Annotated in this window: 23 protein-coding genes; 9 read left to right on the top strand and 14 right to left on the bottom strand. The window is 68.9% G+C overall.

The features are described 5' to 3' along the window. The first annotated feature begins 53 nt into the window (after positions 1-53). Positions 54-425 carry an HPF/RaiA family ribosome-associated protein gene (locus tag ACE3QP_RS10165; protein ID WP_374435756.1) on the top strand — a complete coding sequence of 124 codons (372 nt, stop codon included), beginning with the start codon at positions 54-56 and terminating at the stop codon, positions 423-425. Continuing rightward, complete coding sequence (locus ACE3QP_RS10160) at positions 425-868, top strand: TerB family tellurite resistance protein (RefSeq protein WP_374435754.1); 444 nt, start codon at positions 425-427, stop codon at positions 866-868. The genes ACE3QP_RS10165 and ACE3QP_RS10160 overlap by 1 nt, the downstream gene beginning before the upstream one ends. Here the strand turns inward: ACE3QP_RS10160 and ACE3QP_RS10155 are convergent. Next, complete coding sequence (locus tag ACE3QP_RS10155) at positions 855-1613, bottom strand: LytR/AlgR family response regulator transcription factor (RefSeq protein WP_374435752.1); 759 nt, start codon at positions 1611-1613, stop codon at positions 855-857. The two genes, ACE3QP_RS10160 and ACE3QP_RS10155, sit on opposite strands and share 14 nt — an antisense overlap. Beyond that, positions 1610-2731, bottom strand: a complete 1122-nt coding sequence (locus ACE3QP_RS10150; RefSeq protein ID WP_374435750.1) for a sensor histidine kinase — start codon at positions 2729-2731, stop codon at positions 1610-1612. Before ACE3QP_RS10150 ends, ACE3QP_RS10155 begins: the two co-directional genes overlap by 4 nt. 125 nt (positions 2732-2856) lie before the next feature. On the opposite strand from ACE3QP_RS10150, the gene ACE3QP_RS10145 reads away from it, so the two are divergent. The 3 genes from ACE3QP_RS10145 to ACE3QP_RS10135 are packed head-to-tail and all read left to right on the top strand — an operon-like array spanning position 2857 to position 9424. Beyond that, positions 2857-6723 (top strand): beta strand repeat-containing protein, encoded by a 3867-nt coding sequence (locus tag ACE3QP_RS10145; protein ID WP_374435748.1) that lies wholly within the window; start codon positions 2857-2859, stop codon positions 6721-6723. Positions 6724-6783: 60 nt separating this feature from the next. Continuing rightward, positions 6784-8172 (top strand): phosphomannomutase/phosphoglucomutase, encoded by a 1389-nt coding sequence (locus ACE3QP_RS10140; RefSeq protein ID WP_374435747.1) that lies wholly within the window; start codon positions 6784-6786, stop codon positions 8170-8172. Between the two features lie 4 nt (positions 8173-8176). After that, a complete protein-coding gene (locus ACE3QP_RS10135) occupies positions 8177-9424 on the top strand; it encodes a 3-deoxy-D-manno-octulosonic acid transferase (protein ID WP_374435746.1) in 1248 nt (415 codons plus the stop codon). A gap of 5 nt (positions 9425-9429) precedes the next feature. Here ACE3QP_RS10135 and ACE3QP_RS10130 read toward each other — a convergent pair whose 3' ends face one another. The 4 genes from ACE3QP_RS10130 to ACE3QP_RS10115 all read right to left on the bottom strand — a co-directional run bounded on the left by ACE3QP_RS10130 (position 9430) and on the right by ACE3QP_RS10115 (position 12244). After that, positions 9430-9747 carry an energy transducer TonB gene (locus ACE3QP_RS10130; RefSeq protein WP_374435744.1) on the bottom strand — a complete coding sequence of 106 codons (318 nt, stop codon included), beginning with the start codon at positions 9745-9747 and terminating at the stop codon, positions 9430-9432. A 27-nt stretch (positions 9748-9774) separates the two neighbouring features. Further along, positions 9775-11325: a methyl-accepting chemotaxis protein gene (locus ACE3QP_RS10125; RefSeq protein WP_374435742.1), complete on the bottom strand. Its 1551-nt coding sequence runs from the start codon at positions 11323-11325 to the stop codon at positions 9775-9777. A 149-nt stretch (positions 11326-11474) separates the two neighbouring features. Further along, positions 11475-11678, bottom strand: a complete 204-nt coding sequence (locus ACE3QP_RS10120; protein ID WP_374435740.1) for a hypothetical protein — start codon at positions 11676-11678, stop codon at positions 11475-11477. Next, positions 11675-12244, bottom strand: a complete 570-nt coding sequence (locus ACE3QP_RS10115) for a sigma-70 family RNA polymerase sigma factor (RefSeq protein WP_374435738.1) — start codon at positions 12242-12244, stop codon at positions 11675-11677. The genes ACE3QP_RS10120 and ACE3QP_RS10115 overlap by 4 nt, the downstream gene beginning before the upstream one ends. A gap of 109 nt (positions 12245-12353) precedes the next feature. Between ACE3QP_RS10115 and ACE3QP_RS10110 the strand changes: the two genes are divergently transcribed. From ACE3QP_RS10110 to ACE3QP_RS10095, 4 genes are read left to right on the top strand one after another with little or no spacing between them, the layout of a single operon-like run. Continuing rightward, on the top strand, positions 12354-12635 hold the full coding sequence (locus ACE3QP_RS10110; protein WP_374435736.1) for a DUF2282 domain-containing protein: 282 nt from the start codon (positions 12354-12356) through the stop codon (positions 12633-12635). Between the two features lie 3 nt (positions 12636-12638). After that, entirely contained in the window at positions 12639-13487 is an 849-nt protein-coding gene (locus ACE3QP_RS10105; protein ID WP_374435735.1) for a DUF692 domain-containing protein, read from the top strand. Next, positions 13484-14242 carry a putative DNA-binding domain-containing protein gene (locus ACE3QP_RS10100; RefSeq protein WP_374435733.1) on the top strand — a complete coding sequence of 253 codons (759 nt, stop codon included), beginning with the start codon at positions 13484-13486 and terminating at the stop codon, positions 14240-14242. Before ACE3QP_RS10105 ends, ACE3QP_RS10100 begins: the two co-directional genes overlap by 4 nt. Before the next feature lie 52 nt (positions 14243-14294). Next, positions 14295-14792: a DoxX family protein gene (locus ACE3QP_RS10095; RefSeq protein WP_374435731.1), complete on the top strand. Its 498-nt coding sequence runs from the start codon at positions 14295-14297 to the stop codon at positions 14790-14792. Here the strand turns inward: ACE3QP_RS10095 and tolA are convergent. From tolA to ribD, 8 genes are read right to left on the bottom strand one after another with little or no spacing between them, the layout of a single operon-like run. Continuing rightward, positions 14776-15600 (bottom strand): cell envelope integrity protein TolA, encoded by an 825-nt coding sequence (gene tolA, locus ACE3QP_RS10090; protein ID WP_374435729.1) that lies wholly within the window; start codon positions 15598-15600, stop codon positions 14776-14778. The genes ACE3QP_RS10095 and tolA overlap by 17 nt on opposite strands. Positions 15601-15603: 3 nt before the next feature. Continuing rightward, on the bottom strand, positions 15604-16035 hold the full coding sequence (locus tag ACE3QP_RS10085) for an ExbD/TolR family protein (protein ID WP_374435727.1): 432 nt from the start codon (positions 16033-16035) through the stop codon (positions 15604-15606). Between the two features lie 3 nt (positions 16036-16038). Then, positions 16039-16725: a protein TolQ gene (gene tolQ, locus ACE3QP_RS10080; protein WP_198109191.1), complete on the bottom strand. Its 687-nt coding sequence runs from the start codon at positions 16723-16725 to the stop codon at positions 16039-16041. Positions 16726-16750: 25 nt separating this feature from the next. Next, positions 16751-17170, bottom strand: coding sequence for a tol-pal system-associated acyl-CoA thioesterase (gene ybgC / locus ACE3QP_RS10075; protein WP_374435724.1), 420 nt, complete (start codon positions 17168-17170; stop codon positions 16751-16753). Continuing rightward, positions 17167-17649, bottom strand: a complete 483-nt coding sequence (gene nusB, locus ACE3QP_RS10070) for a transcription antitermination factor NusB (RefSeq protein WP_198109193.1) — start codon at positions 17647-17649, stop codon at positions 17167-17169. The genes ybgC and nusB overlap by 4 nt, the downstream gene beginning before the upstream one ends. Beyond that, the gene (gene ribH, locus ACE3QP_RS10065; RefSeq protein ID WP_374435720.1) at positions 17646-18131 is read right to left on the bottom strand and encodes a 6,7-dimethyl-8-ribityllumazine synthase; all 486 of its coding nucleotides are present in this window, start codon (positions 18129-18131) and stop codon (positions 17646-17648) included. The genes nusB and ribH overlap by 4 nt, the downstream gene beginning before the upstream one ends. Then, positions 18118-19230, bottom strand: a complete 1113-nt coding sequence (gene ribBA, locus ACE3QP_RS10060; protein WP_374435718.1) for a bifunctional 3,4-dihydroxy-2-butanone-4-phosphate synthase/GTP cyclohydrolase II — start codon at positions 19228-19230, stop codon at positions 18118-18120. Before ribBA ends, ribH begins: the two co-directional genes overlap by 14 nt. A 34-nt stretch (positions 19231-19264) precedes the next feature. Next, positions 19265-20398: a bifunctional diaminohydroxyphosphoribosylaminopyrimidine deaminase/5-amino-6-(5-phosphoribosylamino)uracil reductase RibD gene (ribD, locus tag ACE3QP_RS10055; protein ID WP_374435716.1), complete on the bottom strand. Its 1134-nt coding sequence runs from the start codon at positions 20396-20398 to the stop codon at positions 19265-19267. Between the last annotated feature and the right edge of the window lie 20 nt (positions 20399-20418).

The raw sequence follows: 20418 nt of genomic DNA, 5'->3' as shown, positions 1-20418 counted from the left end.
AGCCCTGCGACGACCATGGCGGCGCCCCAGCGTTCTGGGGTGAAGGAGTCGCGATGGACATTCGATGGGTGGCGCAGGGCCGAGACCTGCGCCCTTGGGCACCGCTGGCGGTGCAGCGGGTGCGGCGCAGCCTGGGCCGGCTGGCCTGGTGGGTGGCTGCGGTGCAGATCCGGCTGCGCGACCTGAACGGGCCGCGCGGTGGCTGCGACAAGGAGTGCCAGCTGCTGCTGCGCAGCCGCCACGGTCAACAACTGGTGCTGACCGAGCGGGGCACCGACTGGCCACGCTTGCTGGCGCAACTGGCCGAGGCCTTGGCCGAGCGGCTGGGCCGCCTGCACGAGCGCCAGCGGGTCCGCCCGCGCACCCGCCAGGCACCACGCACGCCCCTCGCTTTCGACCCCACCCCCGAACCCTGGAGAAGCTGATGCGCAACTACCCCAAGAACAGCCCCCAGGCCGCCGCACGCCTGGTGGCCCTGACCCTGATCAGCGACGGCGTGGCCAGCCCGCGCGAGTTCGAGGCCCTGGCCCAGACCGCCGCCGCACAGCGCCTGGGCCTGAGCGATGCCGACCTGCTGGACGTGCTGCGCACCCTGTGCGAAGACCTGATGCAGCCCCATGCCGGCTGCTGGAACGGGCGGCTGAGCGAGGAGCTGCTGCTGAGCCTGCTGGACGAGGTGCAGGACCCCACGCTGCAGCAACAGGTGTTGGCCCTGTGCGTGACCGTGGCCGAGGCCGATGCCCATCTGGCCGACAGCGAAGGCCGCCTGCTGGCGCTGGCGGCCCAGCGCTGGGGCGTGTGCCCGGCCATCCTGCTACCGGGTGCGCCGCTGGCGCGGCCGCGCGCTGCGCTGGCTACATCGCCTTGAAGCGCGCCACGTAGGCCCGGCTCACGGGCAACTCGCGCCCGTGCCCGTGGAAGCGCACGAACAGGCGCGAGTTGTCGTCACGCCGCGTGCCCGCGAGGTGCTGCAGGTTGACGATGGTGGAGCGGTGGACCTGCCAGAAGCACTCCGGGTCCAGTTGCTCCACCAGTTCGCTGATGGGTGTGCGGATCAGGTGCTCGCCCTGCGGCGTCTGCACCACCGTGTACTTGTCGTCGGCATGGAAGTAGAGGATGTCGGCGACCGGGATCTGGTGCGTCAGCTCCCCGTTGCTGGCGCGGATGAAGCGCAGCGGGTTCGTGACCTTGGGAGCAAGCGCCTGCAGGGCGGCGCCGAGCTGGCCATCGGCTTGGTTGGCGGCCTGATCGCTGCCCAACGAAGCGCGCAGCCGCGCCACCGAGCGCTGCAGGCGCTCCAGCTGCAGCGGCTTGAGCAGGTAGTCGAGCGCGGCCGCCTCGAAGGCCTGCACGGCGTACTCGTCGTAGGCGGTGACGAAGACCACGCGCGTGGGCCCTTCGATGCCCTGCGCCACTTCCAGGCCGGTCAGGCCCGGCATCTGGATGTCGAGAAAGGCGAGGTCGGGGTTCAGCTCGGCGATCTGCTGGGCGGCCTCCAGGCCGTTACGGGCGCTGGCCACGATCTCGAGCTCGGGCCAGGCCTGCTGCAGCAGGGCCTGCAGGTGGCGGGCCAGATGGGGTTCGTCGTCGGCGATCAGGGCGCGAAGGCTCATGGTGTGCTCAGGGGGATCTCAAGCGTGGCCAGGGTGCCACGGGGCGGCGCGGATTGGAGCACCAGGCGGGCGCGCTCGCCATAGCGGCTGGCCAGGCGCTCGCGGATGTTCTGCGTGGCCACGCCGGCGCCCTTGCGCTTCTTCGGGGCGTCCAGCCCCACGCCGTTGTCGCGCACGCTCAGCACCAGCAGGTCGGCGCGCCGCTCGGCGCGGATCTCGATCGTGCCGGCGTCGATGCAGCACTCCAGGCCGTGGTGGATGGCGTTCTCGACCAGCGGCTGCAGCAGCAGTGGCGGCACGGCCACGGCGCCCAGCTCGGGATCGGCCTCGATGCGAAAGGTCATGCGATCCCCCATGCGCAACTGCATCAGGCGCAGGTAGTGGCCCACCAGCTCCAGCTCGCGCTCCAGCGGTACCGTCTCCGCGCGCATGCTGGTCAGGCTCACCCGCAGGTGGTCGGTGAAGGCGTCCAGCAGCTGCCCGGCGGCCGGTGGGTCGAAGTCGATCAGGCTGCGCACATTGGCCAGGGTGTTGAACAGAAAGTGCGGCTCGATCTGCGCCTGCAGCAGGCGCAACTCGGCCTCCTTGGCCTGGCGGCGCAACTGTTCCTCATGCCATTGCTGCCAGGCCCACAGGCCCCAGAGCACGCTGGCAAAGATGCACACCAGCGCAAACGACCACCAGCTGCGCTGGGGCGCCCACAGTGCGCGTTCCATGCCGGGAATTTGGCCGAGCAGCAGATAGCTCAGGCCCAGCCCCAGGCCCACACAGGCCATCGACACCAGGCCGTAGAACAGCGACACCAGCATGCCCGGTTCACCATTGACCCAATCCAGAAAGTGTTGCGGGGCCTGTTGCTCGATTACTGTGAAGACCACATGGAAGACGGCGCCGATCAGGAAGGTGCTGGCGAAGAAGGGTGGCGCCTGGGTCAGCAGCCAGTCCAGGTTGTCCCAGCGCCGGCCGAGCACGGCAATCAGCGTCAGCAAGCCGGCACCCCAGCCCAGCGAGACCAGTCCGGTCATCAGCCACATGGCCCAGGCCGGCGCGGCACGGTGCTTGCGCAGCTTGAAGAAGTCCTGGCGCGCAAGCTGCAGGGCGGAGAAGAGGGTGTTCATGGCGCGGCAGTCTAGGCAGGCCGCTCTCGCCGGGGGTGGGAGGCCGACGAATCGACAGCTGGCGCGCTGCAATGCAAGAGCGGGGTGGCTTGCGGCATCATGGCCCGTCACCGCAGGAGACCCGCATGGCCGCCATCGACAACTTCACCCCTTCCGCCGCCAAAGTCATTCAACTCTTTGCGCAGCTGTTCCGTTCGGCGCCCACGGCCGACTTGGTGGCCTGGGGCAGCTACGAGCTGGGCCAGCCGGGGGCCACGCCCGCCAGTCTGGCGAACTTCCTCTTCAACTACCCGGTACCGCAGTCGCCGTTCACGGGCTACGCCAACATTGCCAGCAACAGCAGCTTCGCAAGCCTGCTGGTGGAAACGCTCAGCTTTGGCACCGGCGCCACGGCCGATGTCAGGGCCAGCTGGGTGGCGGCCATCCAGCCGCTGATGCCCAACTACGCCTCGCGCGGCGACTTTGCGCTCGACATCGTGCGCATGGTCAACGAGTACAGCGGCACGGACGCCGACCTGCTCGCCGTCAAGGCGGCGCTGGCCAGCCGAGTGGACAAGGCGGCCGGCTTTGCGCTGTCGCCCGCCGGGGCGGTGTACGACGGCAAGGGCTTCGGGCAGTTGCTGGCCCCGCTGCAGCCCGCCCCCGACCCCACCTATGCGCTGACGGCCAGCAGCGCGCAGGTGAATGAGGGCAATGGCATCAGCTTTGAATTGCAGACCACGGGCCTGGCCGCCGGCAGCAGCCTGCCCTACACGATCAGCGGCGTCAGCACAGCCGATGTGGCGGGAGGCGTGTTGGCCGGCTCGCTCACGCTGGACGCCAACGGCCGCGCCCTGCTCACGCTGGCGCTGGTGGCCGATGCCAGCACCGAAGGGCCGGAGACCCTGGTGCTAACGGTGGGCAACAACCTGGTCAGCAAGAGCGTGACGGTCAACGACACCAGCCTCACCCCGCCGCCGGCGTCCACCTATGCGCTGTCGGCCAGCCTGAGCAGCGTGAACGAGGGCGGCGCCGTCGACATCACGCTGAACACCACCCAGCTGAGCGCCGGCAGCACCGTGGCCTACACCCTGCAAGGCATCAGCAGCGCGGACATCGGCGGTGCCCCGCTCTCGGGCTTCTTCACGCTGGACGCACAGGGCCGCGGCGTGGTGCAGATCCCGCTCACGGCCGACGCCCTGACCGAGGGCGCGGAGACGCTGCGCCTGGTGCTCAGTGGTGGGGTGGGGCAGATCGAGGTCGTCGTCAACGACACCAGCCTGACGCCGCCGCCGGTGGGCACGCCCGATCTGGTGCTGATCGCCGACAACATGAACAACAGCAATGCCCACCCGCCGGGCTCGCCGGCCGAGGGGGAGATCCCGCTCAACACCTACCTGACCTACGACCTGCTGAACCAGGCCGGCACGGACGACGTGCGCATGAGCGTGGCCGCGCTGAAGGCCTCCGGCGCCGTGGCTGGGGCCCCCCTGGTGCTGACGAACCAGAGTGCCGACCGCGGCAACCTGCCGCAGCTCAGCAACCAGAGCCTCTACACCTTTGACTTGGGCGCGCAGACCGACCGCGTGGACTACAGCGCCGAGACGGGCAAGATCGTGCTGCTGGTGACGAACGAGGCCGCGGTCGGCACGCAGTACGTGCTCGTCAACGACAACGGCGTCGATGACGCCTTCGGTGGTGCCACCGATCGCATGGACACCTTGAAGAACGTCGAAGAGGTCGTGGCGGCGGCCGGCGCTGGCGTCATCGACCTCACCAACTCCGGCCAGGACTGGCTCATCCAGTTCAGCCGCAACTTCAACACCGCCACCGATGTGGACGCCAGCCTGGACCGTGCCTCCCACCGGGTGGAGCTCTCGGACCTGAACAGCGGCCAGCCCTATGCGCGCAGCCTGTTCGAGTACCGCGATGCCGGCTTGAGTGGCAGCATTACCCAGGCCAATGCCCTCTGGGGCGTGGTGCAGGGCAGCGACCGCAACGAGACCTTGGTGCTCAGCTCGGCCCAGTCGCCCGAGGCACGCAGCAGCATCCTGCGCGGCGGTACCAACACGGTGAAGTTCAATGAGCTGACACGCAGCATCGTGGTGGATGTGGCCATGAGCGCCTGGGTGCCCAGCAGCAATCTTGCGGACGACACCAACAGCAGCGGCCGCACTTTGGCGACGGTGACGCCGACCACGGGCGACGGCGTGACGCCGCTGAGCGGCAATACCCATGTGCTGAGCTCGCACACGCCCGACAACGGGGTGGCTGCCGGCCAGCTCAAGCTGGTGGGCTCCCAGGACGCCGAGGACGCCATCAGCTTCAACAGCTCGCCCGCCCCCAAGATCTTCACCCTGGGGCAGAGCCTGTCGGGGCAGGACGGCGCTAGTGTGCGCCTTGCCGGCGGGCCCGAGACCAGCGCGCTGGAGTTCAGCGGCTTCGAGTTCCTGCGCGACAACGGGGCCAGCGACGACGTCTATGCCATCGACAACATCTTCCGCGCGACCCAGGGCAGCCCGCGGCTGACGGACGGTGCCGGCAACGACCATGACACCGTGCGCCTGGCCAACGAGGCCTTGGGCTCGGCGGCTGTGGGCGGGGCGATCAGTGCCGTCAACCTGGCCACGCTGAATGGGGCCTCGCCGGGCTTCGGGGTCGATTTCGACGTGCTCGATCTCAGTGCCCTCAGCGCCAGCGGGCTGCAGGCCATGGGCACGGCCGGCAGCGACGATGAGCTGGTGCTCGGCCGCCTGGCCAGCGTCAGCGCCGTGACCCTGTTCGAGGCCGTGGTGCTGACCCGCAGCTCGACCGACAAGGGCACGGCCCTGGTGTTCGACCTCGATGCCGGTGCCCTCAAGGCCGGCAGCACCACGCTCTTCAGCTATGCCGGCTCGGTGTTGAGCCTGGGCGGGCTGGTGTTCGGCAGCGCCGGCCAGGCCAGCACGGTGGCGCCGATGGACACCGGCATGAGCATCACCGTGGTGGACAGCACGGTGGGGCCGGGCGCCACGGTGTGGGGCGGCGCCGCGGCCGACCTGATCGTCGGCGGCAGTGGGGACGACCTGCTGCGCGGGGGCGGCGGCAATGACACCCTGGACGGTGGCCTGCCCGGTGGCACCGGCAGCTTCGCGGAGACCTGGGCATTCACGCTCAGCGGCACGCCCGATGCCGTGGCAGCGGCGGGCAAGCGCATCACTATCGCAATGACGATCGACGGCACCGCCCTGACCCTGACCGAGGCTGCGGTGGCGGACACCAGCTATGGCGATGGCAATGGCGCCGTGCTGGACGGCGCCAGCGCCGACACCATCGGCGTCGCGATGGCGGCGCTGATCAATGCCAACCTGGCTGCCATCAATGCCGGCCCCGGCAACGGCACGCTCACCGGAGCCAGCTACGACAGTGCCAGCGACACTGTGTTGCTGAGCTTCCTGGCCGGCTTCAACACCAATGACGTCGTGACCTTCGTGCTCAACAGCGGCGCCGACCCGGACGGCGGCAATTTCGCGTTGTCGGCCGGCGTCAACGTCAACGGCGGCAACGGCGGCATGGATCGCTTCGTGTTCGAGGCCAGTGCGGCGGCGAACGGGCGTGACACCCTGCTGAATTTCACCGTCGGCTCCGACAAGCTGGACTTCAGCGCCTTTGCCGGCGCTGCGATTGCCGCCGCCAGCCCGGCGCTCAACGGCGCCACCGGTGGCACGCTGGCGGGGGTAGCCACCACGGCCGAGTTCATCTTCAACAAGGCCCAGGCCCTGCTGTCCAGCGCCGACTTCGCCACCAGCGCGGCGGCCGGCAAGTTCGTGCTGGCCGATGGGGCGCGCTGCGTGGTCTTCGTGACGGCCGACCCCACCGGCGCGCGCGGCGATGCCGCCAACACGGCCGTCCACATCTATTTCGTCGAGAACGGCGCGGCCGCCGGCTTGGACGATCTCAGCGTGGTGCTGGTGGGCACGCTGACCGGTCCGGTCGAGCCGACGCTGGGCGATCTGTTCACGGCCTCGACCTGAGTACCTGCAGGTAACCGGCACTTCCTACAATCCCGGCCCTTTTGACCCCCAGGCACGCCCATGCAAGTCGACGCATCCATCTTCAAGGCCTATGACATCCGCGGCATCGTCGGCAAGAACCTCGACGAGAAGGTCGCCGAGCACATCGGTCGCGCCTTCGGTACCGAGGCGCGCGCCAAGGGCGAAAAGGCCGTGGTGGTGGGGCGTGACGGTCGCGTCTCGGGCCCCAAGCTGGCCGCGGCCCTGATGCGCGGCCTGCGCGCTGCCGGCGTCGATGTGGTGGACATCGGCATGGTCACCACGCCGATGACCTACTACGTGGCCGCCACGCGCGGCCAGCATGGCTGCAACAGCTGCATCCAGATCACCGGCAGCCACAACCCCAAGGACTACAACGGTTTCAAGATGGTGCTGGCCGGCCACGCCGTCTATGGCGAGGAGATCCAGGGCCTGCGCCGCCGCATCGAAGCCGAGGACTACAGCAAGGGCAAGGGTCGCGCGGGCCAGATGGACATCCAGGCCGAGTACCTGCAGCGCATCGTCAGCGACTGCAAGCTCGCCCGCCCGATGAAGGTGGTGGTGGACAGCGGCAACGGCATCCCCGGCGCCTCTGCCCCGGCCATCCTGCGTGCGCTGGGCTGCGAGGTCATCGACATCTATTCCAAGGTGGATGGTGACTTCCCCAACCACCACCCGGACCCAAGCAAGCTCGAAAACCTGGAAGACTTGAAGAAGATCGTCCACGCCTGCGACGCCGAGCTCGGCCTGGCCTTTGACGGCGATGGCGACCGCCTCGGCATCGTCACCAAGGACGGCAAAGTCATCATGCCGGACCGCCAGTACATGCTGCTGGTCAAGGACGTGCTGACCCGCGTGCCAGGCGCCGAGATCATTTACGACGTCAAGTGCACCCAGCGCCTGGCGCCCTGGATCAAGAAGCATGGCGGCCGCCCGCTGATGTGGAAGACCGGCCACTCGCTGGCCAAGGCCAAGCTGAAGGAGACCGGTGCGCCGATCGCCGGCGAACTGAGCGGTCACATCTTCTTTGCCGAGCGCTGGTACGGCTTCGACGATGGCATGTACACCGCCGCGCGCATGCTCGAGATCCTGAGCCGCGAGAAGGACCCCAGCAAGCTGCTCAACAGCCTGCCGGATTCGGTCAACACGCCCGAGCTCAACGTGCCCTGCGCCGAGGGTGAGCACCACGCCATCACGGCGCGCCTGCTCGAAGTGGCGAAGTTCCCGAACGCCAGGGAAGTCATCACCATCGACGGCCTGCGCGTCGAGTACAAGGATGGCTTCGGCCTGATCCGCGCTTCCAACACCACGCCAGTGCTGGTGCTGCGCTTCGAGGGCCATACGCAGGAAGCGCTGGATCGCATCCAGGCGGAGGTCATGGGCGAGCTGCTCAAGGTCAAGCCGGACGCGACCTTCCAGGCCGGACACTGAGCCGATGCACGAGCGCGCCGCGCGCTGGCTCTGGGGCGGCGCGATGCGCCTGGCCGCTCCGATGCTGCTGGCGCGCTGGTGGTGGCGTGGCCGGATTGAGCCGGGCTACCGCGCGGCGATGGCCGAACGCCTGGGCTTTTATGGCTCCGGCGCAGGGCAGGGCGGCTGGGTCTGGCTGCATGCGGTGTCGCTGGGTGAAACCCGCGCTGCACAGCCGCTGATCGAGGCCCTGCGTCGGCGCGAGCCCTGCCTGCGCCTGTTGCTGACGCACACCACCGCCACCGGGCGGGAAGCGGGTCGGGCGCTGCTGCGCGAGGGTGATGCCCAATGTTGGCTGCCCCTCGACACGCCGGGCGCGGTGCGGCGCTTCTACGCCCACTGGCGCCCGCGCCTTGGCCTGCTGATGGAGACCGAGGTCTGGCCCACCCTGCTGGCCGACCCGCAGGCGCCGCCGATCCACCTCGTCAATGCGAGGCTGAGCGCCAAGAGCCTGCGGCAGGGGCAGCGCTTCCCGAACCTGCTCGGAGCGGCCGCGCGGCGGCTGCGCAGCGCCCTCGCGCAGACCCAGCCCGATGCCGAGCGCTTGCGCCTGATGGGTGTGGCCCAGGTCGAGGTGTTGGGCAATCTGAAGTTCGATCTGCAGCCCGATCTGGCCCTGCTGCAGCGGGGCCAGGCCTGGCGCCCCACCGGCCCGCCGGTTCTGCTCGCCGCCGTCACGCGCGAGGGCGAGGAGGCGGAATTGCTGAAGGCTTGGCAGGCGCTGCCGGCGCCCCGTCCGCGCCTGCTGGTGGTGCCGCGCCACCCGCAGCGCTTCGAGGAGGTGGCGACGCTGCTGGGGCGCCCCGCACGCCGATCGCTCTGGGGCGACGCCGGCCCTGACGCCTCCGCCCAGGCGCAGCCCCTGTGGCTAGGCGACTCGATGCGCGAGATGCCGCTGTACTACGGCCTGGCCGATCTGGCGCTGCTGGGCGGCAGCTTCGGGCCCTTTGGCGGCCAGAACCTGATCGAGGCGGCGGCCTGCGGCTGCCCGCTGATCCTTGGGCCGAGCACCTTCAATTTCGCGCAGGCGGCCGAGCTGGCCTTGCAAGCCGATGCCGCGCGCCAGGTGAGCGATGTCCAAGCTGCCCTGGCTCTGGCGCTGCAACTCTTAAACGACAAAGCGGCCTTGCAACAGATGCGCAGGGCCGCCTTGGCGTTTGCGGCTGCCCATCGGGGCGCCGCCGAGCGGATGGCCGAGCGCGTGCTCGGCTGAGCCGCTTATTCCTCGTTGCGATACACGAGCTTGACTTCGTGGGTCTCTTTCTGCCCCGTGCCTTCGAACTTCCAGCCCTTCAGGGCTTCGATCGAGGCGCGGTCGAACACGCGCTTGGGTTCGGCTTCGACGATCTCAACCTCCAGCACCGAGCCATCCGGCCCGATGGTCAGCTTGGCACGCACCGAGCCCGCGTTGATGGACTTGCGCGCGGCCTCGGCGGGGAACTCCGGCGGCACCTTCTTGATGACCTTCGGCGCGGCCATCGCCAAGCCGGCCGACATCAGGACGGCCAGGGCGGTGCTGCGGACGAACCAGTTCATGCGCTTCTCCTTGAAATTTCGAGTTCTTCAGTTGTTGGTGCGGAAGTAGGCCACGGCCTCCAGCAGGCGGGCCGAGCTGTCGGTCAGCGCTTCGGTGCTGCGGTTGAGCTCGCTGACCAGGCCGGCATTCTGCTGGGTGCTGCGGTCGAGCTCGTTCATAGCCTGGTTCACGACGCTGACGCCCCCCGCCTGTTCCTGTGCAGAGAGCGAGATTTCCTCGATCAGCTGACCCATGTTGTTGACCTCGTCCACCACTTCGCGGATGGTGGCGCCGGCGTTGTTCACCAGGGTCGTGCCGTTCTCCACCTTGACGGTGGACTCGCTGATCAGCACCTTGATTTCCTTGGCGGCATCGGCCGCTCGCGAGGCCAGGGCGCGCACTTCGGAAGCCACCACGGCGAAGCCGCGGCCATGCTCGCCGGCCCGCGCGGCTTCCACCGCCGCGTTCAGGGCCAGGATGTTGGTCTGGAAGGCGATGCCATCGATCACGCCGATGATGTCGCCGATGCGGCGCGAGCTGGCGCTGATTTCTTGCATCGTGGCCACCACCTGGCCCACCACCTGACCGCCGGCCGAAGCCGAACCGCGTGCCTGGGTGGCGATGGTGGCAGCCTTGCGGGTCAGCTCGCTGGCGCCACTGAGGTTGGCGGCGATCTCTTCCACCGATGCAGCCGTGGTCTGCAGGTTGCCGGCCGAGCGCGAGGTGCGCTCGGAGAGGTCATGGTTGCTCGTCGCGATGGCGCTGGCGTTGCTGGAAACCTCATTGGCCGCGGCGTTGACGCTGGCCAGCACGCCCGAAAGGGCCGACTGCATCTCCTGCATCGAATGCAGCATCTGGGCCAGTTCGTCCCGACCCTCGGTGCGGATCTCGTGCGTCAGGTCGCCACTGCGGATCGCCTCGGCCGCCTGTTGGGCCACGCGCACCGGACGAATGATGGTGCCGACGATGGCCCAACCCCCGCCCACGCCGATCAGCACCGCCACCAGCAGCAGGCCCATCGTCATCCACTTGGCATTCGTCGCCACATTCGCGCCTTCTTCGGCGAGGTCGTGGGCCGACTTGAATTGCAGGTCCACCATGCCTTTGAGGCTTTCCTGGTAGGCCGTCTGGGCTGGGCGGATGTCGGCGATCAGGCTTTCACGCGCCTCGTCGGGGCTGCCGTCCTTCTGGATGCCGCGGAACTTCGTGATGGCGGCCACCAGCTTTTCCTTTCGGTCCTTCATCTGTGCGAGCAGCGTGCGCTCCTCATCGCTGTCGGCGGCGGCTTCCAGGGCGGCGAGCTGCTTGTTGCTCTCTTCCAGTGCCGCGTTGATGGCGGCCTGCTGGCGCTTGATCTGGTTGGCTGCATCCAGCAGCAGCAGGTCGCGGCTGGCGCGGGCCAGCACGCTGACCTGGGCCTCCAGGCTCTGCACCGCGGCGATCTTCACCAAGCTGCTGTTGGCCGTGCGATCCAAGCTCTTCGACAGCCGGCTGGCGCTGTTGGCGCCGAAGCCCCCGATGACGATCAGCAAAAGGATCAGCAGGCCGAAGCTCAGGGCAAGGCGCCAGCTGATGCGCATTTGGTTCAAAAAACTCATGGACCGGGTCCCTCAAACTAGGGGTTGGCTTGGAAAGACCCGAATGCTACCGGCCGCGGCCTGACCGAATGCCCCTGAAACACCCGAGGAAAACCGGGGGCAGTGATGGAATTCGCAGCCAGGCTTCGTCAGGGCGCAAGGCCCGGCGCTCAGGGTGCGTCGTCCCGCTCGCTGTAGCGACGCCAGGCCGAACTGGCCCGGCTCATCAGCCGCATTTGCCCGGCGAAGCGCTGGCAGCCCCGGCAGGCCAGCAGGTGCATGCGTACCTGCACACGTGACCACCAGGGCAGGGGCTCGGCCTCCTGACGCACCAGGCGCATCGAGGTCTCGCGGCAGCTCAGCATCCATTTCATCGACCGACCTCCCGCGACTGGAACCAATTCAGCTGCAGGCACTCGCGCAAGCGCAGGCGGGCACGGTGCAGCATGACCCAGAGGTTGGTCGGCGTGATGCCCAGCGCCTTACAGATCTCGTCGGTCTCCAGCTCCAGCCACTCGCGCATCATGAAGAGGCGACCCTGCTGGCCGGGCAGGTGGTCTACGCAGGCCTCCAGGACCCGAAAGAACTCGGCCTGCTGCAGGCTGTGCTCGGGGTCTCCCCAGTCGGCCGGCTGTTCGCGCCAGTGGCCGTCGGCCGCGAAGAGCTCATCCTCAATCGAGCGTTCGTCGTCGGCCGTGGTGGAAATTTCGCGGCAGTTGCGGCGGATCTGATCGACCAGCTTGTGCTTGAGGATGCCGATCAGCCAGGTGCGCAACTGGCTGCGCCCGGCGAAGGCCTGCGGGCGCTCCAGCGCGGCCAGCAGGGTTTCGGAGACTGCATCCTCTGCCCACGCCGGGTTGCGCAGTTGCAGCTGGGCGTAGCGCAGCAACTGGGGGCGCAAGGCCTCCAGGTCGGTGGGGTGCAGGGGCTGAAGGGGCATCGGAGCGCGCGCAGTGTAAGGATGCGGCCCGCGTTGCGACCACTGCCGGTCTTCACCGAAGATGGCCGCGACTGTCGCGGTCCACCTCCACTACCAACTCAGGAGTCTGATGATGATTTCTCGCCAACGTCTCGTTCTGGCCGCCGTCGGTGCCGCCGTGGGTCTTTCGCTGAGTCAACCCGTGCTGGCGCAGGACAAAGCCAAGGAAAAATGCTTCGGCATCAGCAAGGCCGGGCAGAACGATTGCGCCAACCTCAGTGGCAGCCATTCCTGCGCCGGGCAGTCCACCGTCGACAACTCGCCGGACGAATGGAAGTACGTGCCGAAAGGCCAATGCAAGGCGATGAAGGGGCTGACCGCGGACGAGGCCAAGGCCAAGTTGAAGAAATAAGCGATGGCGGGTGAACACGAGCGCCAGTGCGGTATCGGCTGGCGCCACCCGCACCACGAGGAATTGCTGCAGCGGCTGCCGCCGCTGCCCTTCATCGAGGTGCACAGCGAGAACCACTTCGGCGCCGGCGGGGCTGCGCGAGCCCTGCTGCTGCAGGCGCGCGAGCACTACCCGCTGAGCCTTCACGGGGTGGGCCTGGGGCTGGGGTCGGTTGCGGGTGTGGACCCGGATCACCTCGATCAACTGGCCGCCCTGGTCGAGGCCTGCGAACCCGTGCGGGTTTCCGACCATGCCTGCTTCGCGCGGGTGCCGGGCTTGGGCGGCTTCCAGCATGCGGCCGATCTGCTGCCGATCGCCTTTGACGAGGCGAGCCTGCAGCGCCTGTGCCAGGCCGTGCAGCAGGTGCAGGAGCGCCTGCGTCGGCCCCTCGCGGTGGAAAACCTCAGCGCCTACCTGGGCTGGGCGCAGCCGGGTCTGGCCGAACCGGAGTTCTTCAACGAACTGACCCGGCGCAGCGGGTGTTCGCTGCTGCTGGACCTGAACAATCTGATGGTGAACGCGCTGAACCGAGGCGAGCCGCACCCGCTGCAGGCCTGTCAGGACTGGGTGGACCGAATCCGTCCCGGCAGCGTGGCCGAGATCCACTTGGCCGGGCACAGCCAGCCGATCGACGGTTTGGTCATCGACGACCACGGCAGCGCGGTCAGCGAACCGGTCTGGGCCCTGTACCGCCACACCTGCCGCCGCCTCGGCCCGGTGCCCTGTCTGATCGAGTGGGACACCGAGCTGCCCCCGCTGGACACCCTGCTGGCGCAGGCGCAGCGAGCCGACCAAGAGAGGGCCTTCGCATGACGGCGGACGCGCAGGCGCGCCTGGTTCAGGCCATCTGGGGCCCTGAGGCCCCGGCGGCCGGGGCGCTGGAAGCGGCCGGGCTGAGCAGCCTGGGGGGCCATGGCCTGGCGCGGGGGCTCGCGGCCTACCGTGAACATGCCAAGGCGCTCAGCGTGCGCGTACTGGCGGCCGCCTACCCCCGTGTGCAGGCCTGGCTGGGCAGTGAGGATTTCGCGGGGCTGGCCTGGGCCTTTGCGCGGCGCCAGCCGCCTCAGGAGGGTGACCTGGCGCGTTGGGGTGCGGCCTTGCCGGCCTTCCTGGCCGAACTGCCCGAGGTGGAGCCCGAGCTGCCGGCCCTGGCGGCACTGGATTGGGCCCTGCATGCACTGAGCTGGCAGGCCGATGAATACCCACAGACGGACCTGCTGGAGCAACTGCAGGGGCAGGGCGATGGCGTGCTCACGCTGAGTGCGCACTTGCGCCGGTTGCAACTGCCCGCCGGGGCCTGGGCGTGTGCCGAGGCGGTGGGGGCACCCGCCTGGCAGGCACCCGGTGCCGGGGCAGGGCAGGGCGAGCTGCTGGTGTGGCGGCAGGGCTGGCGCCCCTGCTGGGCGCCGCTGCCACCGGGCTGGGGCCTGTGGCTGCAGCGACTTCAGGACGGAGCGACCCTTGGTGCGGCCATCGAGGCCGCACTGGAAGCGGCCCCCGATTTCCACCCCGGTCAGGCCCTGCATACCGCACTGGCGGCCGGTTGGCTGTTGGGGCTGCAGCCGTAAGGTCTGGTGGCTTGGCGCGACCACTGCCTATTCCCACTCAAGGCACACACCCATGTCCGCGAAGAATTTCCTGCTGGCGCTCTGGCAAGGGGCTAGCGACGCCGGCCTGCAGCCCAGCCGGCTGCCCCAGCGCCTGCGCATGCCGCTGTCCTGGCTGCAATCCCTGCTGCTGCTGAGCGCGCGGCTGCTGCTGGCCAAGGCCTTCTTTTTGTCCGGCCTGACCAAGCTGCGCGATTGGGACACCACCCTGGCCCTGTTCCAGGACGAATACCAGGTGCCGCTGCTGCCGCCCGAACTGGCGGCCTATGCCGGCACGGCGGGTGAACTGGTGCTACCGGTGCTGTTGGCGCTCGGCTTGGGCGGGCGCTTCGCGGCCGCGGGCCTGAGCGTGGTCAATCTGATGGCGGTGCTGAGCCTGGCCGAGATTGCGCCTGCCGCGCTGATCCAGCACCAGTTCTGGGGTGCGCTGGCCTTGTTGATCTTGGTTTGGGGCCCGGGGCGTCTGAGCGTCGACGCCCTTTGGCCCGCCGCGCTCACTCGTTCGGCCTGAAGGCCAGCACCATGCTGGCCGGCACGCGGCCATCGGTGTCGCGGGGCAGACGCTCGGTCTTTTCGACCGCGCGCAGCACCGCTTGGTCCCAGCCGGCGTGGCCGCTGCTCTTGAGCAGGCGCGCGGCCAGGATCAGGCCATCGGGTGCGCAGCGCACCTCCACCTCGGCGAGCGGGTTGCCGGCCACCGTTTCGGCAAACACGATGTTGGGGCGCACCCGGGCCTTGATGCGGCCGGCGTAATTGGCACTGGGCCCGCTGGACTGCTGGGCCGTGCCGGTGGACTGCGGGCCACCGCTGGCACCGGCCAGGCCCTGGATCCGTCGCAGGTTCTCCTGCCGCTGGGCTTCGCGCCGCGCCTCCTCTAGAGCCTTGGCGCGCTTGTCCTGCTCTTCCTTGAGCTTGTCGGCCTTGGCCTGTTCTTGCTGCAGCTTTTCGGCGGCCAGGCGCTCCTGCTTCTTGCGCTCGGCCAACTCACGCTGCTCCTGGAGCTTTTGCTGCAGCTTGCGCTCGCGCTCGATGGCGATCTGGGCTTCGCGCTGGGGTTCCGGCTCCTGCACTTGCGGCTTGGGGGCGGGCCGCGGCGCAGGCGCAGGCGGCGGTTCGGGCTCCACAGCCTTGGGGGCGGCGGCTTCCGGAATGGCGGACCAGAGTTCCGCCTCCAGGGCCGGCTCGTCGTGACTGCGCCAATCCAGCCCGGCCTTGAGCGCCAGCAGCAGCACGGCGTGCGCCAGCAGCGCCAGACCCACGCCGCGCCCGAGGCCGACGTTGGACTGCGGTCGCAGCGGCTGCGCCAGCGTGGTGGCCATGGCTTAGCGGGTCGCGCCCGGCTTCACGGCCAGGCCCACGCGTTGCACTCCGGCGGATTGCAGCTTGTCCATCACCTGTACCACCGACTCGTACTGCACCTTGCGGTCCGCCGAAATGACGACGGGGATGTTGGCATTGCCGCCTTGGGCAGACTTCACCCGCTGCACCAGCACGCTCAAGGCCAGTGCTTCGGGTTCTTCCTTGTCGCGTTTGAACTTGAGCTTGCCTTCGGCGTCGATCAGCACCTGCAGCACCTGCTCGGGCTGGGCGCGGCTCTTGCCCACGCTCGGTACATCGATCAGCCCGGTGGTGATCAGCGGCGCGCTGACCATGAAGATGATCAGCAGCACCAGCATCACGTCGATGAAGGGCACCATGTTGATCTCGTTGATGGTGCGGCGGCGGCCGCCGCCGCGCTGGGCCATGGCGGGCATCGCTTACCCCTGTTGCGCCGGTGTGCTGGCGTTGCGCTGCAGGATGTTGGAGAACTCCTCGATGAAGGTCTCCAGCGTGATGGCGCTGCGGTCGATCTGGCGCGCGAAGCGGTTGTAGGCGATCACCGCCGGGATGGCGGCAAAGAGGCCGATGGCGGTGGCCACCAGGGCTTCGGCGATGCCGGGTGCCACCGTGGCCAGCGTGACCTGCTGCAGATTGGAGAGGCCAACGAAGGCGTGCATGATCCCCCACACCGTGCCGAACAGGCCCACGTAGGGCGAGACCGAACCGACCGAGGCCAGGAAGGACAGATGCGACTCCAGCGCATCGAGCTCGCGCTGGTAGCTGGCGCGCATGGCGCGGCGGGCGCCGTCCAGCATGGCGCCGGGGTCGGTGACACGGCGCTCGCGCAGCTTCAGGAACTCTCGCATGCCCGAGGCAAAGATGCGCTCCAGCGGCGCCCCCTGGGGCTTTTGCTGTGCGCCCTGGTAGAGCTCATTGAGGTTGCGGCCGCTCCAGAATTCCTGCTCGAAGGCCTCGTTGGCGCTCTTCACGCGTGCGAGCGCAAAGAGCTTGCTGAAGATCACGCTCCAGCTGGCCACCGAGACGATCAGCAATGCGGCCATGACCAGCTGCACGATCAGGCTGGCCTGGGCCACCAGGGCAAAGATGGAAAGGTCTTGGTTCATGGGGCTTGGCGCAGTAGCGGTGAGTTCAGGCGGGCTTGCTGAGCAGGCCCTGGAGTTGCTCGGTCAGGTCGGGCGGCAGGCGGCGCGGCTTGAAGCTCTGGGCATCCACGCAAGCGGCGCGCACCTTGGCATCGAGCAGCAGTTCATCCCCGCGCCGTACCTGCTGGCCGAACAGCACGCTGGCGCGCTCCAGTTGCAGGATCTCGGCGCTGATGTCGAGCAGGTCGTCCAGGCGCGCGGGCTTGAGGTAGCGGGCGTCCACATGGGCCACCACGAAGACCCAGCCGGCCTCGTGGCGCAGGCGTTCCTGCTGGAGCCCCAGGCTGCGCAGCCAATCGGTGCGCGCGCGCTCCAGGAAGCGCAGGTAGTTGGCGTAGTAGACGACCCCGCCGGCGTCCGTGTCTTCCCAGTAGACGCGCTGCGTCAGCCGGAAGCCGGGGCTCACGGGCGGCTGGCTTTTTGGCTCGCGCGGCCGGCGCGTGCCGCCTCGACTTCCACCGCACGCAACTGGGCCGCCACGCGATCTAGCACGCCGTTCACGTACTTGTGGCCGTCCGTGCCGCCAAAGCCCTTGGCCAGTTCCACGGCTTCGTTGATGACGACCTTGTAGGGCACGTCCATGCAGTGCTGCAGCTCGAAGGCGCCGATCAGCAGGGCGGCATGCTCGACCGGCGACAGGTCCTTGGTCGGGCGGTCGACATGGCGGGCCAGCACGGCATCCAGGGCGCCGGCTTCGCGGATGCAGCCGTGCAGCAGCAGGTCCAGATGCGCCTGATCGCACTTGGCGTAACCGCCCTGGTCGCGCAGGTGGGCGTCGATGCTGCCGGCATCCTCGCCGGACAGCAGCCACTGGTAGAGCCCTTGCAGGGCCACTTGGCGCGATTGGCGTCGGGCCTGACGGGTCTTGCTGGGGGCGGCGCTCACAAACGGTCTCCGGAACGGTTGGAATGGGTGTCGAGTTCGGCGCACAGGCGCGCCATTTCAACGGCTACCTGGGCGGCATCGCGGCCCTTGTCCACGCGAGCCCAGGCCTGGGCCTCGTTCTCGACGGTCAGGATGGCATTGGCGATCGGCAGGCCGGAATCCAGCCCGACGCGTGTGACACCGGCACCGCTTTCGTTGGCCACCAGCTCAAAGTGGTAGGTCTCGCCGCGGATGATGCAGCCCAGCGCCACCAGGGCATCGACGCCGCCGCGCCGCGCCAGGGCCTGCAGGGCCAGCGGCACTTCCAGGGCGCCCGGCACGGTGTGGCGGGCCACCACCTCGGCGCCCAGGGCGACGAGCTCGCGTTCGCAGGCGTCTTGCAGCGCCTGGGTCAAGGCGTCGTTGAAGCGCGCCCGCACGATTCCGACACGCAAGCCGCGGCCATCCAGAAACTTGGCCTGGCCTTGATCAGCGCCCTGCATGAGCCGCCTCCGCATTCATGGGCAAAAAGCCGGTGACTTCGAGGCCGTAGCCCGTCATGCTGGGCATGCGGCGCGGGCTGCCGAGCAATTGCATGCGCTGCACGCCCAGATGGCGCAAGATTTGTGCGCCCACGCCGTAGATGCGCAGGTCCGCCGTGCTGCGTGCGGCGGCGCTGGGCTCGGCGCGCAGGCCGAACTGGCTGGCCAAATCGGCGGCATCGAAATTCAGCAGCACGGCCACACCGGCCGGCGCGGCGGCCAGGGTGGCCAGGGCGCTGTCCAGCGCCCAGCTGTGGCGGCTGCCATCGCATTCCAGCAGGTCCAGCACGCTCAGCGGTTCGTGCACGCGCACCAGCACGGCATCGCCTGCCTGCCACTGGCCGCGGTGCAGGCTCAGGTGTTGGGCGCCGCTGTGGTCGCGGTACAGGGTGGCCTCGAAGCGGCCATGGCGGGTGTTCAGCGGGCGCTGCGCCAGCACTTCGATCAGGCTTTCGTGGCGGCTGCGGTACTCGATCAGGTCGGCGATGGTGCCGATCTTCAGCCCATGTTCGGCACAGAAGCGCTCCAGGTCCGGCAGCCGGGCCATGGTGCCGTCGTCATTCATGATTTCGCAGATGACGGCGGTGGGGCTCAGGCCGGCCATGCGGGCCAGGTCGCAGCCGGCTTCGGTATGGCCGGCGCGCATCAGCACGCCGCCTTCCTGGGCCTGCAGCGGAAAGACATGGCCGGGTTGCACCAGGTCCGCGGCCTGCGCATTCGGGGCCACGGCCACCTGGATGGTGCGCGCGCGGTCGGCAGCGGAGATGCCGGTGCTGACGCCGGTGGCTGCCTCGATGGAGACCGTGAAGGCGGTGCCATGCTGGGTGCCATTGCGCTGCGCCATGGGCGGCAGGCGCAGGCGCTCGCAGGTTTCGCGGGGCAGGGTCAGGCAGATCAGGCCGCGGCCGAACTTGGCCATGAAATTGATGGCTTCTGGCGTGACGCAGTCAGCCGCCAGCACCAGGTCGCCCTCGTTCTCGCGGTCTTCGTCGTCGATCAGGACGACCATGCGGCCGGCCGCCAGCTCGGCCACCAGCTCGGGGATGGGGGACATTGGCATAGGGGCGCGATTCTAGGGGGCCGTGGCGGCCGCACTAGGGCGAACCCGGGCGTCGCAGGCGCAGGCGCAAATCGCCGCCGACGGGGCTGACATCGATCCATTGCCAGCGCTGCGCGTCGTTCAGCGGCACGGGCCCGGGCAGTTCGGCGCAGCCCAGGCCTGGACCGAGCAGGCGCGGCGCCAGGTACACCAGCAACTCGTCCACCCTGCCTTCGGCCAGCCAACTGCCGTTCAACCGGGCGCCGGCTTCGACATGCAGCTCATTGATCTGGCGCTGCCCGAGCCGATCGAGCAGCACGGCCAAATCGAGCCGGCCCTGTTCATTCAGCGGCAGTTCCAGCAGTTCCACGCCCCGGTCCAGCAGGTCGGGCCGCGTACCGGTGGCGCCCGCACCGTGGGCGATCAGGATGGGTTCACCCTGCAGGATGCGCGCCTGTGCCGGCAGGCGCAGCTGACGATCCAGCACCACCCGCAGCGGTTGGCGGGCACTGGGAACTTCTCGCACATCCAGGCGCGGGTCGTCAGCCAGCACGGTGCCAATGCCGGTCAGCACCGCGCCGGCGCGCTTCCGCCACGCATGTCCGTCGGCGCGCGCTGCGGGCCCCGTGACCCATTGGCTGCGGCCGTCCGGGTGGGCGGTGCGGCCATCCAGGCTGGAGGCCCATTTCAGCCGCACATAGGGCCTGCCGGTACGCATGCGCTGCATAAATCCGCAATTGAGCGCCTCGGCCTGGGCGGCTCGCGGGCCGAATTCGACCTGCAGGCCCGCGGCGCGCAGACGCGCCAGACCCTGGCCCGCCACGAGGGGGTTGGGGTCCCCCAGGGCCACCACCACCCGGGCGATACCGCTGCGGATCAGCGCGTCGCAGCAGGGTGGGGTGCGGCCATGGTGCGAGCAGGGTTCCAGGCTCACATAGGCGGTGGCGCCCTGCACGTCCTGACCGCGCGCCTGCGCGTCGCGCAACGCCATCACCTCGGCGTGCGGTCCTCCGGCCTGCTGGGTATGACCCAGCCCGAGCAATTCGCCTGCGGGCGACACGATGGCGCAGCCCACTCGGGGATTCGGATCACTGAGCCCGATGGCCTGCGCGGCGACGTCGAGCACGGCCGCCATCGCTTGCTGCGGGTCGAGCCAATTGACGGCAGCGAGGGGGCTGGATTCGGTCATCGCGCCAGTCTAGCCAGCGC

This window comes from Inhella sp. (assembly GCF_041912635.1).
Classification (GTDB): Bacteria; Pseudomonadota; Gammaproteobacteria; order Burkholderiales; family Burkholderiaceae_C; genus Inhella.
This window is presented reverse-complemented; position numbering and strand designations above follow the sequence as displayed.

Bases quoted from the DNA above. Each gene is read 5' to 3' on its own strand.
- ACE3QP_RS10105 (WP_374435735.1), top strand. From the start codon at position 12,639: ATGGCGGGTGAACACGAGCGCCAGTGCGGTATCGGCTGGCGCCACCCG.
- ACE3QP_RS10120 (WP_374435740.1), bottom strand. From the start codon at position 11,678: ATGAAATGGATGCTGAGCTGCCGCGAGACCTCGATGCGCCTGGTGCGT.
- ACE3QP_RS10150 (WP_374435750.1), bottom strand. From the start codon at position 2,731: ATGAACACCCTCTTCTCCGCCCTGCAGCTTGCGCGCCAGGACTTCTTC.
- ACE3QP_RS10165 (WP_374435756.1), top strand. From the start codon at position 54: ATGGACATTCGATGGGTGGCGCAGGGCCGAGACCTGCGCCCTTGGGCA.
- ACE3QP_RS10135 (WP_374435746.1), top strand. From the start codon at position 8,177: ATGCACGAGCGCGCCGCGCGCTGGCTCTGGGGCGGCGCGATGCGCCTG.
- ribBA (WP_374435718.1), bottom strand. From the start codon at position 19,230: ATGCCAATGTCCCCCATCCCCGAGCTGGTGGCCGAGCTGGCGGCCGGC.
- ribH (WP_374435720.1), bottom strand. From the start codon at position 18,131: ATGCAGGGCGCTGATCAAGGCCAGGCCAAGTTTCTGGATGGCCGCGGC.
- ACE3QP_RS10130 (WP_374435744.1), bottom strand. From the start codon at position 9,747: ATGAACTGGTTCGTCCGCAGCACCGCCCTGGCCGTCCTGATGTCGGCC.
- ACE3QP_RS10155 (WP_374435752.1), bottom strand. From the start codon at position 1,613: ATGAGCCTTCGCGCCCTGATCGCCGACGACGAACCCCATCTGGCCCGC.
- ACE3QP_RS10100 (WP_374435733.1), top strand. From the start codon at position 13,484: ATGACGGCGGACGCGCAGGCGCGCCTGGTTCAGGCCATCTGGGGCCCT.
- ACE3QP_RS10110 (WP_374435736.1), top strand. From the start codon at position 12,354: ATGATGATTTCTCGCCAACGTCTCGTTCTGGCCGCCGTCGGTGCCGCC.
- ACE3QP_RS10125 (WP_374435742.1), bottom strand. From the start codon at position 11,325: ATGAGTTTTTTGAACCAAATGCGCATCAGCTGGCGCCTTGCCCTGAGC.
- ACE3QP_RS10095 (WP_374435731.1), top strand. From the start codon at position 14,295: ATGTCCGCGAAGAATTTCCTGCTGGCGCTCTGGCAAGGGGCTAGCGAC.
- ACE3QP_RS10140 (WP_374435747.1), top strand. From the start codon at position 6,784: ATGCAAGTCGACGCATCCATCTTCAAGGCCTATGACATCCGCGGCATC.
- ACE3QP_RS10115 (WP_374435738.1), bottom strand. From the start codon at position 12,244: ATGCCCCTTCAGCCCCTGCACCCCACCGACCTGGAGGCCTTGCGCCCC.
- ACE3QP_RS10145 (WP_374435748.1), top strand. From the start codon at position 2,857: ATGGCCGCCATCGACAACTTCACCCCTTCCGCCGCCAAAGTCATTCAA.
- tolA (WP_374435729.1), bottom strand. From the start codon at position 15,600: ATGGCCACCACGCTGGCGCAGCCGCTGCGACCGCAGTCCAACGTCGGC.
- tolQ (WP_198109191.1), bottom strand. From the start codon at position 16,725: ATGAACCAAGACCTTTCCATCTTTGCCCTGGTGGCCCAGGCCAGCCTG.
- ribD (WP_374435716.1), bottom strand. From the start codon at position 20,398: ATGACCGAATCCAGCCCCCTCGCTGCCGTCAATTGGCTCGACCCGCAG.
- ACE3QP_RS10160 (WP_374435754.1), top strand. From the start codon at position 425: ATGCGCAACTACCCCAAGAACAGCCCCCAGGCCGCCGCACGCCTGGTG.
- ACE3QP_RS10085 (WP_374435727.1), bottom strand. From the start codon at position 16,035: ATGCCCGCCATGGCCCAGCGCGGCGGCGGCCGCCGCCGCACCATCAAC.